Source organism: Flavobacterium sp. CG_9.10, from assembly GCF_015752245.1.
Lineage (GTDB): Bacteria > Bacteroidota > Bacteroidia > Flavobacteriales > Flavobacteriaceae > Flavobacterium.
Window position 1 is genome coordinate 24952 of sequence record NZ_JADOVD010000013.1, and the last position, 12860, is coordinate 37811.

At 32.2% G+C, this 12860-nt stretch carries 13 protein-coding genes; 4 read left to right on the forward strand and 9 right to left on the reverse strand.

The genetic code is table 11. From position 1 onward, the window contains the following. The first annotated feature begins 1 nt into the window (after position 1). The 4 genes from IWX84_RS11835 (at position 2) to IWX84_RS11850 (ending at position 4895) form a co-directional block, all read left to right on the forward strand. Positions 2-1177, forward strand: a complete 1176-nt coding sequence (locus IWX84_RS11835) for an MFS transporter (protein ID WP_317192120.1) — start codon at positions 2-4, stop codon at positions 1175-1177. Between the two features lie 7 nt (positions 1178-1184). Continuing rightward, positions 1185-3215, forward strand: a complete 2031-nt coding sequence (locus tag IWX84_RS11840; RefSeq protein WP_196850964.1) for a heavy metal translocating P-type ATPase — start codon at positions 1185-1187, stop codon at positions 3213-3215. Between the two features lie 76 nt (positions 3216-3291). After that, the gene (bshA, locus tag IWX84_RS11845; RefSeq protein ID WP_196850965.1) at positions 3292-4425 is read left to right on the forward strand and encodes an N-acetyl-alpha-D-glucosaminyl L-malate synthase BshA; all 1134 of its coding nucleotides are present in this window, start codon (positions 3292-3294) and stop codon (positions 4423-4425) included. A gap of 41 nt (positions 4426-4466) precedes the next feature. Further along, positions 4467-4895 carry a protease complex subunit PrcB family protein gene (locus tag IWX84_RS11850; RefSeq protein WP_196850966.1) on the forward strand — a complete coding sequence of 143 codons (429 nt, stop codon included), beginning with the start codon at positions 4467-4469 and terminating at the stop codon, positions 4893-4895. A 90-nt stretch (positions 4896-4985) separates the two neighbouring features. Here IWX84_RS11850 and IWX84_RS11855 read toward each other — a convergent pair whose 3' ends face one another. The 9 genes from IWX84_RS11855 to IWX84_RS11895 all read right to left on the reverse strand — a co-directional run bounded on the left by IWX84_RS11855 (position 4986) and on the right by IWX84_RS11895 (position 12833). Further along, positions 4986-5459 carry a hypothetical protein gene (locus tag IWX84_RS11855; RefSeq protein WP_196850967.1) on the reverse strand — a complete coding sequence of 158 codons (474 nt, stop codon included), beginning with the start codon at positions 5457-5459 and terminating at the stop codon, positions 4986-4988. Positions 5460-5625: 166 nt separating this feature from the next. Further along, positions 5626-5943, reverse strand: a complete 318-nt coding sequence (locus IWX84_RS11860; RefSeq protein WP_196850968.1) for a hypothetical protein — start codon at positions 5941-5943, stop codon at positions 5626-5628. Between the two features lie 154 nt (positions 5944-6097). Further along, positions 6098-7918: a hypothetical protein gene (locus IWX84_RS11865; protein ID WP_196850969.1), complete on the reverse strand. Its 1821-nt coding sequence runs from the start codon at positions 7916-7918 to the stop codon at positions 6098-6100. 104 nt (positions 7919-8022) lie between these two features. After that, positions 8023-9258, reverse strand: coding sequence for an AI-2E family transporter (locus IWX84_RS11870; RefSeq protein ID WP_196850970.1), 1236 nt, complete (start codon positions 9256-9258; stop codon positions 8023-8025). Between the two features lie 188 nt (positions 9259-9446). After that, positions 9447-9983: a mechanosensitive ion channel family protein gene (locus IWX84_RS11875; RefSeq protein ID WP_196850971.1), complete on the reverse strand. Its 537-nt coding sequence runs from the start codon at positions 9981-9983 to the stop codon at positions 9447-9449. 6 nt (positions 9984-9989) lie between these two features. Continuing rightward, entirely contained in the window at positions 9990-10574 is a 585-nt protein-coding gene (locus IWX84_RS11880) for a Maf-like protein (RefSeq protein ID WP_196850972.1), read from the reverse strand. Next, positions 10567-11487 carry a geranylgeranylglycerol-phosphate geranylgeranyltransferase gene (locus IWX84_RS11885; protein ID WP_196850973.1) on the reverse strand — a complete coding sequence of 307 codons (921 nt, stop codon included), beginning with the start codon at positions 11485-11487 and terminating at the stop codon, positions 10567-10569. Before IWX84_RS11885 ends, IWX84_RS11880 begins: the two co-directional genes overlap by 8 nt. A 61-nt stretch (positions 11488-11548) precedes the next feature. Further along, positions 11549-12076: a KdsC family phosphatase gene (locus IWX84_RS11890; protein WP_196850974.1), complete on the reverse strand. Its 528-nt coding sequence runs from the start codon at positions 12074-12076 to the stop codon at positions 11549-11551. Continuing rightward, positions 12060-12833, reverse strand: coding sequence for a Rossmann-like and DUF2520 domain-containing protein (locus IWX84_RS11895; protein ID WP_196850975.1), 774 nt, complete (start codon positions 12831-12833; stop codon positions 12060-12062). Before IWX84_RS11895 ends, IWX84_RS11890 begins: the two co-directional genes overlap by 17 nt. Positions 12834-12860 lie beyond the last annotated feature (27 nt).

Here is a 12860-nt window from a genome sequence, read left to right on the forward strand (position 1 = left end):
AGTGAAAATATTAAATTACATCTCAAGAACGGTCTGGATCTTATCATTAGTAAGTTTATTTACTGATACGGCAAGTGAGATGCTTTATCCAATAATGCCAATTTATCTAAAATCAATTGGTTTCTCTATTGTTTTAATTGGAGTTTTAGAAGGTTTTGCTGAGGCTTTAGCAGGTTTAAGCAAAGGTTATTTTGGAAAATTATCTGATAATTCCGGAAAACGCGTTCCTTTTGTTCAACTGGGTTATACTTTAAGTGCCATTTCTAAGCCGATGATGGCAGTATTCATTTTTCCAGTGTGGATTTTCTTTGCAAGATCAATTGATCGCTTTGGAAAAGGATTGCGAACAGGCGCGAGAGACGCTATTTTGTCCGATGAGGCAACATCTGAAACCAAAGGGAAAATCTTTGGATTTCATCGCTCAATGGATACTTTTGGTGCCGTTTTAGGGCCTTTGATTGCGTTGATTTATCTTTATTATTACCCACAGCAATATAAAACTCTTTTTTATGTAGCTTTCATTCCAGGATTGTTGGCCGTATTTGCCTCGTTTTTTCTGAAAGACAAAATTAGGACTAAAAGAATTGAGAACAAAGCAACTTCTTTTTTCTCTTTTCTCCATTATTGGAAAACTAGTCCAGCACAATATAGAAAAATAGTACTAGGATTGTTAGCATTTGCATTATTTAATAGCTCCGATATTTTTTTGCTGTTAAAAGCGAAACAAGCAGGGCTTACTGATACTTCCGTGATAGGAGTTTATATTTTTTACAATTTGGTGTACGCGCTCAGTGCTTTTCCATTAGGTATTTTGGCGGATAAAATCGGTTTAAAGAAAATGTTTATTTTCGGGCTTGCTTTATTTGCAATCGTCTATTTTGGAATGGCTTTCAGTAAAAGTATGTATGTTATTGGTGGATTATTTTTGATTTACGGAGTTTATGCCGCGGCAACTGAAGGGGTTTCAAAAGCTTGGATTAGTAATGTTTCTGATAAAAAAGACACTGCCACCGCTATAGGAACGTATTCTGGATTTCAAAGTATTTGCACTCTTTTAGCAAGTTCTTTGGCTGGACTTCTTTGGTATCAATTTGGAGCCAATGCTACATTTTTAATTACAGGTATAACTACCGTTCTAATTATTATTTACTTTTCTTTTTTCATTAATTATAAATAAATTCAAAATGCTTCATCAACACCAATATGATGCAAACGGTAAACAGCTTTGTTGCACATTAGAACAAAAAATACATAAAAAAACTAATGAACAAACTGGATGTTGTTCAACTCATGATCAGCATGGACACTCAAATGATGAGGGTCACGACCACAATCACGACCATTCGGGAGGCGGCCAAACGACATTTCAACTATTTTTTCCGGCTTTCCTAAGTTTTATCTTATTGGGTATCGCAATCGCATTTGATAATTATTATCCTCAAACTTGGTTTACTGGTTGGAGCCGAATTGTCTGGTATGTTATAGCCTATATTCCTGTGGGTTTTCCAGTATTGAAAGAAGCGGTTGAAAGTATTCGAAAAGGAGGAGTCTTTTCAGAATTTTTTCTAATGTGCATCGCTACAATTGGCGCATTTGCTATTGGTCAATATGCTGAAGGGGTTGCCGTGATGTTATTTTATGCTATTGGTGAAATTTTTCAAACATTGGCAGTACAAAAAGCAAAATCTAACATTAAAACTTTATTAGACCAAAGACCAGATACTGCAACAGTAATTGAGGAGGGAAATGCCATTTCCAAAAAAGCTTCAGAAATTAGCATTGGGGAAATTATTCAATTAAAACCGGGAGAAAAATTAGCATTAGATGGAAAGCTTTTGTCAGAGCATGGTTCTTTTAATACCGCAGCATTAACAGGTGAAAGTAAACCAGATACCAAACAAAAAAATGATAGCGTTCTTGCGGGAATGATTAATCTCAACTCAGTTGTTTTAGTTGAAGTAACCACTGCTTATTCCGATAGTAAATTATCGAAAATTCTCGAGATGGTTCAAGAAGCTACAGCTAAAAAAGCTCCAACTGAATTATTTATTCGGAAATTTGCTAAAATATACACGCCAATTGTTGTTTACTTAGCGATTGGGATTTGTTTGCTCCCAATATTGTTTGTTGATAATTATATTTTTAAAGATTGGTTGTATCGATCTTTAATTTTCTTGGTTATTTCGTGTCCTTGTGCATTAGTAATCTCCATTCCTTTGGGCTATTTTGGTGGAATTGGCGCAGCAAGCAGAAATGGAATTTTAATTAAAGGTTCTGTATTTCTGGATGTATTAGCAGAAGTTAAAATGGTAGTTTTTGATAAAACAGGAACTTTAACGAAAGGAGTTTTTAAGGTTCAAAAAGTAGTTGCAGTTGGCATTTCTGAATCTGATTTAATTAAATATACGTCCGCCATAGAAGCTAAATCTTCACATCCAGTGGGTTCTGCTGTTATTGAATATGCAAATGGAACAGGAAATGGGATTAGTGTTACCAATGTGAAGGAAATAGCTGGTCATGGATTAGAAGGAATTGTAGATGGAAAAGAAATTTTGGTTGGAAGCATTAAATTAATGAAGAAATATAATATTGCGTTTGATGCTGAAATTGAAAAGATTCCATTTACAATAATAGTTGGAGCAATCAATCATAAATATGCGGGTTACTTTATAATTGCCGATGAACTTAAAGTTGATTCAAGTGAAGCAATTCAAAGTTTGCACCAATTGAATATTAAAACGGTTATGTTATCAGGTGATAAGCGAGAAGTCGTTGCAGTAGTTGCCGCGGGATTAAATATAGATCAGGCTTTTGGCGATTTATTACCAGAAAATAAAGTAGAAAAAGTAGAAGTTTTAAAAAAGCAATATGGCAAAATTGCTTTTGTTGGTGATGGTGTAAATGACGCACCAGTGATTGCACTTGCCGATGTAGGAATAGCAATGGGCGGATTAGGCAGTGATGCGGCGATTGATATTGCGGACGTAGTAATTCAAAATGACCAGCCGACCAAAGTTTTTAAGGCAATATTAATTGGAAAGCGAACCAAGCAAATTGTTTGGCAAAATATCGGGCTGGCATTCGTGTTCAAACTTGTTGTTCTAATTATGGGAGCAGGAGGATATGCGACAATGTGGGAAGCTGTTTTTGCAGATGTTGGCGTCGCTTTATTGGCGATTTTGAATGCTGTAAGAATTCAACGAATGAAATTTTAAGTAAAAGCGTTTTTAACTTAAAATTCTCTAAAAATCCACTCTATTTTTATTAATTTCGTTTCTTTAAAATAAATACATGAAAATTGCAATAGTTTGTTATCCTACCTTTGGAGGAAGTGGAGTTGTCGCCACAGAATTAGGTCTTGAATTAGCACGACGTGGTCATGAAATTCATTTTATAACCTATAGTCAACCAGTTCGTTTGGCACTTTTAAATCAAAATGTGCACTACCATGAAGTTAATGTACCTGAATATCCGTTGTTTCATTACCAGCCCTATGAATTAGCTTTATCGAGCAAATTAGTAGATATGGTAAAATTGTATAAAATCGAATTGCTTCACGTTCATTATGCCATTCCTCATGCTTATGCAGGTTATATGGCAAAACAAATGCTAAAAGATGAAGGTATTAATATCCCAATGGTGACCACACTTCACGGAACAGATATTACTTTGGTTGGAAATCACCCATTTTATAAACCCGCAGTAACTTTCAGCATCAACAAATCTGATTTTGTGACTTCGGTTTCCCAAAGTTTGAAAGACGATACCCTTAAATTATTTAATATTAAGAATGAAATACAAGTCATTCCTAACTTTATTGAATTAGATAAAAACACGAATGATCCTAATACCAAATGTCATCGATCTGTAATGGCTAAGGAAAGCGAACGTATCATTACACATATAAGTAATTTTAGAAAAGTGAAACGAATTCCAGATATTATTAAAATATTTTATAATATTCAAAAAGAAATTCCTGCTAAACTTATGATGGTAGGGGATGGGCCGGAAAAAGAAAAAGCGGAGTACTTGTGCCAAGAATTAGGTATTTCTGACAGAGTAATCTTTTTTGGGAACAGTAATGAAATTGATAAAATATTAAGTTATACTGATTTGTTCTTGTTACCATCGGAAACGGAAAGTTTTGGTCTTGCGGCTTTAGAAGCCATGGCGTGGAGTGTTCCCGTGATTTCGAGTAATTCGGGAGGATTACCAGAAGTGAATTTTGATGGAATTTCAGGTTATTTGAGTGATGTGGGTAATACAGATGAAATGGCTGAGAACGCTTTAAAAATTTTAAAAGATGATGCAACTTTAAGAAAATTTAAAAAAAATGCATTGTCAGTCGCTGAAAGATTTGACATCAAAAACATTTTACCGTTGTACGAAGATTTATATAAAAAAGCAATAAATCAATATGTATAACTCCTCTTCTTTACTAAGTTCATATCGTTAATTAAAAAAAAATGAAAAAAATCGCTATACTATCGCTTTCTATATTATTATATTCATGTGGTGCTTCTTCTACTAAAAACTCAGCAAAAAGACCTTTATATGAAGTCTTAACCCAACAAAATGATGGTGGTGCAAGTATTCATTTTTTTGAGATTCTTTCGGAACCAAATGAGATTAAAATGCTACAAAGCGATGAAAATTTAAAAAATAAAATCAGCGCAAATGATATTCAAACTTCAAATTTTGTCATTTTAAATATGGGAGAAAAAAATACTGGAGGATATAAAATAGGGATTGAAGATGTTGTTGAAACAGATAAAAATATAATTATCACTGTCAAAGAAACTATTCCTAAACCTGGAGGAATGGTTACTCAAGTCTTTACAAATCCTTTTTGCGTAGTGAGAATAAACTCCAAAAAAGACATAATTATTAAATAAAAAAAACTCCGAAGGTTTTAGACTTTCGGAGTTTTTAAATGAATTTTCTTATCTAATATTGATTTTTCAGGATTAAGCCTTGATCAAAAATTAATGTTTACCATTTCCATGACCCTTGTTTCCTTTTTCTTGCTTTTGACCATTATTACCAGTATTTCCGTTTTCTTTGTAATTGTTTTTACGATTGGAACCTATTGATTTTTGCGGTTTACCATGATAACCTTTGTAATATTTTACTTTATGACTTTTAAAGTTACTATACGGTGTCTTACCATGATAATCGTTTAACACCACTTTGTATCCGTTATACAAATTATAGTTTCTATACGGTCCTTGTAAATATCTAGATCTCGTCCATCTTCCTCCATTTAAGTAGATGAATTGTGAAGCTCTGATGTCATAGTAAGCTTCAACATCAGGTAAATAATAATAATCTACATTAGAATATCCTGAAGGTCCCCAAGCTGGCGGTGTACCAAGATTTACATTTACTGAAACTTGTGCCTGAATTGTGCTTGAGACAAAAAGTATTATTCCTAGGGCAATAAGTTTTAATGTTTTCATATTTCAAATATTTAATTAGTAATAATATAATTATAATTTAACCAGTATCTTTTTAATACAAGCCAATATTGTGCCAAATGGATGAATTAAAATTAAATCGAGTTTAGTTTACAAAAAAAAAGAGAAGTTTATTAACTTCTCTCTCTTTTCAAATTTTAAAAATTGATTATAATAAAAGAATCAATAAAAGGATAATGATGATAATTGCACCAACTGAAAAATAAACACCATTTCCTGATGCTTTCAACTCAGATTTAATAGCACGAACTTCTTTGCGAAGCTCTTTTTTCTCAGAAGAATTCAAAGAAGATTTGTCCATTGCTTTAATTTCGTCTAAACGAGATAGCATTGCTTTAACTTCTGCAGGCATTTCTTTTGTAGTATTTGTTACTGTTACAGGTGTTTTTTCAGCAGCAAAACTTGTTGTTGGGAATGCACTTAATGAGAATACCATCATCATTAAATAGAATGTAAACTTTTTCATTTTCTTTGGGTTTTAGTTAAATTATTTTTGATACAGTAAATCTATAAAAAAATATCGATATAAACTTATGAAATTTTTTGTAAGAATTATATAATTCACAGTTTGCAAGAAATTAAAAAATATGATTTTAGTGTTCATTTATTTAAACGACACCTTATTTAAAAATTACCGTTCGTGGTTTGGCTAGCTCAAAATCCTGAAAACCAAAATCGGTTGTTTCAAAAGAATTTGTTTTGAATACATTTTCGCCAATATTAGGAATGGAAGGATAATAGGAAAGTGATATTTGGAAAGAGCTAAAGACTAAGTAATCATTATTAATAATAAATCCAACGCTAATTTTTGAATATGCCTTACTATTAGTCAATCCTTTTTCAGCATTTCCAAGCATAGCAATTGAATAGTTAAAATACGGATTTAATCTAAATCCCCAAAGATCCCATGGCGAATAGGCTTGAGTTTGTAAAGTCAGCATTACTTTTTCAGTACCATATTGAGCACTTGTAAAACCATTAATTCCATCTCTATCGTTAATGGTGAGTTGATCACCAATAGAATTTACACGGTTTATTCCTAATATGAATTGTGGCTTAATGAATTGTCTTAATTTCCATCTTCCCATATCAATTAAATTAGTAAAATAATTGGCTTGGAATGAAAAAGCAGTTTGGTTGGTTTTCGATTTGTCAAAAAAACTACCCAATTCAAAATTGGCACTTAAAAACCCCCATTTATAAAAATTTCCAAAGGAAGCTTGACCACCTAAATAATAGCGACCTATTTCATTTTTGTATTGATATCCTCCAGTTATTCCAAATGTTTTTCCAATGGGAACATCCTCAATGACCCCATTTTTAAAAATGTATTTATCCTCAACGAATTTTCGTGAAGTGATTCCAATTCCCGAAAGATAAAACTTTTCTCCAGCGTAGAAATCGATAGGATCATATACGATGGTGGGACTTTCAATATATTTTACATTCAAAAATCGTCCAGATAAAATAAGATTAGTGGTTCGGTCGCTTTCGGTATTTCCTTTGAAAAGTTTAAATGCGTGTCCGATCCAAAGATCTTGTGAATTGTACTTGAAATTTTGTTTTGCATATATCAAATTAGAATCTTGAAGCGTATCTTTTCTAAATTGTTGATCTACATATATTCCACCAGCCCACTTTGCCAAAGGAGAATAAAAAGGCCTTTCAATATTGATGCTTTTCCCATAATAATTGTCTAAATCCACAAAATAGCTTACCGCCGTCTTTATAAAAGTATTTTTAATATTTGGGATGCTATACACAAGACCGTAAGCGGTTTTTCCATCGCTGAAGCGGTTTCTGATTTTATTTTCAAATTGATGACCAGATCCTAAAAAGTTACGTTCATTTACTTCAAAAGTTACTCTGGAGCTTGAAATAGAGCCTCTTGGAATCATACTCCAAGAATCTAAAACGCGAACTGAAACATCTACAGAATCTGAATTATTTTTAATTAATTGTGGAGTGATACTAACTCTGTTAACATATCTTTGAGTACGTATTAAACGCTCGGATTCTTTTAATAGTAGAGAATCTAATGGGTGGTTCCTTTTGATCAATAATAAATTCAGAATAGCAAGTCTGTTGGTTTTAATATGTATTCTGTTTCCTTCTCTTTCAGCCCAATTTTTGGGTCTTCTTGTTGAATCGATTTCTGAATATCCAAAAGGGTCTAGAGTAATGATATTTATTTTTCTAATTATTCTGCCTTCAAAAGCCTGGTACTTTTTTTTGACTACTTTTTTCTTTTCAACTTTTATATTAACGGGTCTGAAAACTAATTTATGAACGAATCTGGTAAATTTATTTTTTTTTGAATAGGTTTGAATGCTTTTATATACTTGAGTAGAATCTTTTTTTGGTTTATCTATTTGTGAAAAAGAAACTTGCGAGTAACAAAGCATCAACAGTAATAAAATCAGTTTTTTTATTTTATACATCAAAAAAAATTTCTTTAAAAGTAGGTTTAAAATTAAAATAAAAGCAATCCTTAAATCAAATTTAAATTTGAGTGACTTGATTATTTAACTTAAAATTTTAGAATTTATACGTTCGTTTTATTTACCTCATCTTCGGTAGTTGTTTCGGTAGTTGTTTCGGTAGCTTGTACGGTGGTCGTTTCGGTAAACATCGGAACAATAATGTCCGTTTTAATTATCACTTTTTTTGTTGATGCTTCTGAATCAAAAAGTGGTAATTTAATATTGCGCCAAGTATATGTTTTTGGTAAATCATCTCCCATTAAATACCCCCAAGGTTCTAAATATTCTATTCTGTCAAAAATCACTTTAAGAATGGCAATTATTGGAATAGCCAAAAACATGCCGGAAATTCCTGAAATTGCTCCACCTATAATGATCCCAACAATGGAAACAAATGCATTTATTTGGACTTTTGAACTCACAACCAATGGAACTAAAACATTGTTGTCAATTAGTTGTACTACTATGTTGACTACAATTACACCCACAATTATGGATAAGTCGGGAGATCCGGTTAGCGATGCTACAATACTTAAAGCACCTGCAAACAATATTCCTACATAAGGGATTAGATTTAGAATTCCCGTAATGATCCCCAATAAGATTGCATATTTAACTCCTATTATCATAAATCCTATTGTTGTTAATATAGAAACCATAATCATTTCTATGATTAAACCAACAATATAACTTTTTACGGCTACTTTTATTTGAGATAAAATATCTTGCAATTTTGGGTGGTACTCTTTTTTTACCAATTTGGAAAAGAACAACATAAAATGAGTTCTGTACAAAAGGATTAAAAAAGTGTAAATAGGAATTAAAATGAGGTTTAGTAGCGTATCCGTAAAGGACATTAAGGTCGTTCCTATTATTTCTTTTCCTTTTTCCATAGAATCTTCAGCGGCAGTGTCCAAATATTGTTTTTGTTCTCTTGAACTTATATTGAAATGTTCTCGAATATATTGTTGTGCATTATGAATATGAATGGTAATGTTTCTCTCAATTTTATTAAAATCATTAGCCATCTCACTAATCTGAATTGACAAGAATGCAAAAAGCCCAACAAAAAGTAAAATAAATAACAAGACAGTTATCATAACCGCTATAACATGCGGAAAATAGAGTGTATGTCTTATAAAATGAGCGATTGGTCTTAGTAATATGGCAAAAATAAAGGACAATAGAACTGGGATCAAGATTTCCTGACCGATATAAAAAATATAACCAAAACTAATCAGGCATACTAAAGTCAGTGCCAGTTTTGCGTAGAATGGAAGTTTTATAGTGTCATTCATATTTTTCGTTGTATTTATAATGTATTAAAATTCAATTATGAATAATTTAAAATCTAACAAGCAAATATGATGTTATAAAAACTCTAATGGTTATAGATTTTTTTAAAATAGTTATATAATTTCCACATAAACAGTAGAATGATTTTATAACTTGAATCAAAGTAAATTATATTTTTACAAAATTGCAATTAATCTATAAATTCTTTATCATCAAAATGATTTTTCATTATCGAAATTCCTTTTTGTAAAAGCAAGTTGTTAGGATAGATAACCTTTTCTCCATCAAGGGTTTTTAAGTACACATGAAAAGCACCGATATCTTCGATTTCAGCTTCAAAAGGAAAATCTTTGTCATGGATTTTTATTATATCACCAATTTTAAACGGAAAAGAAAAAAACAAAATAATGCCAGATGTGATGTTACTCAAAATAGACCATTGCGCAAACATGGCAACGCCCACAACAGTTGTAATAGAGGAAAGTGCAATAAAAATATCTTTGGTCTGAACTCCCCATATTAACACTAAAGAGATGAACGCCAATATATTAGTGAATAAATGAATGTATTTGATGACTAAATTAGTTCGATGCTCAAGAGTGTGACTTGATTTAGCGTAACGTTTTACAAGTTTTGTTGTTAACACTCGTAATGAAATCAATACAATCAAAAGTATTCCTGTACCAATTAGTTCTTTAGTATAATCGAAAATAAGATTCCTATCCATAATTAATTATACTAATTTACTTAAATATTCATAAACTTTATCCGTTGGCATTCCCATCACATTAGCGTAAGAACCTTCAATTTTTGAAACCCCAATAAAGCCAATCCATTCCTGGATTCCATAGGCTCCCGCTTTATCATACGGTTTGTAATTGTCTAAATAATACTGAATTGCCTCATCGGTTAATTCGTTGAAAGTCACTTTGGTTATTTCGTATATTATCGAAGTTTTTTCATTGGTTTTAAAACAAACGGAAGTGATTACTTCATGAGTAGCATTCGATAATGATTTTAAAATTGCAAAAGCGTCAGCTGCATCTTTTGGTTTACCCAAAGCTTTATGATTATGCCAAACGATGGTGTCGCTTGTAATCAAAATGTCATTAGGTTGCAGTTCTCCTTCAAATGCGCTTGCTTTTAATTCCGCAAGATAGTTTGTGATTTCGGTAGCTTCTAATTCTGGGGGATATATTTCTTCGATTTCTTTTAATCTAACCTCATAATCCAAATCTAAATCTTTAAAGAATTGTTGACGTCTTGGAGAACCTGAAGCAAGTATCAGATTGTATTTTTTTAATTTATTTTTAAGCATTGTATTTCATATTTATAGTAATTACAAGAACGGATATAATTCCGAAAAATAGAATCCATTTAAGAAGCAGGCTCAACAGGTGAAAGTCGTTTTTTGTTTTTGCATTCCAAATTTTTATAGTAAAATAAAACAAAGGTCCCAATACAAAAATCAATAAATAAAAGGTCGTGTAAGTTAGAAGGAATAAATAATTATAGATATAAAAAAGAAGCGCTATTAAGGGGATAAAACTGAGTACAAAAACGATTTTGGTAGTTCTGTGGATTCCTATAGCTACCGGTAAAGTATTGATTCCGTGATTGTAATCTCCGGTTGTATCTTCTAAATCTTTAACTATTTCCCTTATGAAATTAACGAAGAAAGTAAAAACGGCATAATCTAAAAGTATCGAGAAAATAACAGCCATTTGTGTCTGATTTCCTTCATAGGTAGCAGGATAGAGATCAAAAATTCCTAATATAATAACGCTGAAAGAAAGCAATAAAGCCACGATTACATTTCCAATCAGAATCATTTGCTTTAAGCTAGTAGCGTAAAGATAAAGTGTGGCGGCGATCAAAATAAAAATAGAGGCGAAGCCAGGTTTCATTATAACATTTGACAGATAAAAACCAATTCCAACCCCAACACAATTAAGTGCAATATATATGTTGTATGCTTTTACCTCGGAAATTGTTTTACCTACAATTACGTCATTTGGTTTATTATCGTTGTCCGTATTTTGGTCAACTATATTGTTGATGACATAACCACCTGCTCCTAATAAAACAGTGGATAAGACTAATAATAAATATTGCCAATCCTCTAAGGACAATGGGATATTTTGAAATTTAAAAAATCCATATCTGAAAACGAGTTGCATAAATGCAAGCATCAGTAAGTTTTGGTAACGGATTAGTTTTAGAAAATTCATTATAGAGTTATGGATTATAAGTTTTGAGTTTTTTCGAAATTTGAAATCAAAAATCGCAAGTCTAATCGTGTTTCCCGTCAAAATGAGCCATCCATTTTCCTTGGACTTTCATCACTTGTTCAATCACGTCGCGAGCGGCTCCTTTTCCTCCGTTTTTGTGCGAAATATAAGCGCAAATTTCCTTGATTTCAGGAGTTGCATCTTGCGGACAAGTGGGTAAACCAACTAATTTCATCACATGATAATCGGGAATATCATCTCCCATGTATAAAACCTGTTCGGGATTTATATTGTAAACATCGGTGTATTCGTCAAATGTTTCCACTTTGTTTGGCGTCCCTAAATAGATGTCAGTTATCCCAAGATTTCTAAGTCGAACTCGGACACCTTCATTGCTTCCTCCTGAAATAATGCATACATTATAACCACTTTCTATAGCTGCTTTCATCGCATAACCGTCACGAATATTCATGGTGCGCAAAATTTCGCCTTCATTGGTAACAAAAACCGAACTATCGGTTAGTACTCCATCGACATCAAAAATAAAAGTGGTGATATCGTTCATTATTTGTTTATAACTTCTTGCCATTGTGCTGTATAGATTGGGTTAATGTTTTATAAATAGTTGCATGATTTTCATTGGATAAAAAAGCTTCATGCGCTTCAATTGTATTGGTGTCATTGCGTTCGGCAGGTCCCGTTTGTGCATCTTCAGGTGAAAGAATCATTACTTTTTGAGCAGTTTCTGAAATAAGCGGTTTCAAAATTTCAAATGGAACCTGATGCTCTTGACAAATTTCCTGACCTATTTGGTACAGATGATTCACAAAATTATTGACAAATACTGCCGCAACATGCAATGCTTTTCTTTGTTCTGAATTGATTGCGAAAACTTTATCAGAAATCGTTTTTGCTACTTTGTCCAATAATTGAAAGTCGGTAGCATTTTCGCTTTCTAAACAAATTGGGATAATTCTAAAATCAACATCTTTGTTTTTAGTAAATGTTTGCAAGGGATAGAACACACCTTTTCTATTGTTTTCATTTAGAGAATCCAAAGGAATGCTTCCCGAAGTATGAACCACCAAACGATTTTTGAATGGAAGTTGGGAAGAAACATCGGCAATGGCATCATCAGAAACAGCAATGATATACAAATCAGCTTCTAGCAAAGTATCGAAGTCATCTGTAATTTTATCCAAATCGAGTAGGTGAGAGACACTCTCTTTTTGTCTTGAAAAAACTTGAATCAATTCGATTTCTGTTCCCGAATTTTGAGAATTTTGAAAAGCAACAATTAAATGTTGTGCGACATTTCCTGAACCGATAATTATTACTTTAGTCATAGCACAAAATTAGCAAAAAAATATTAA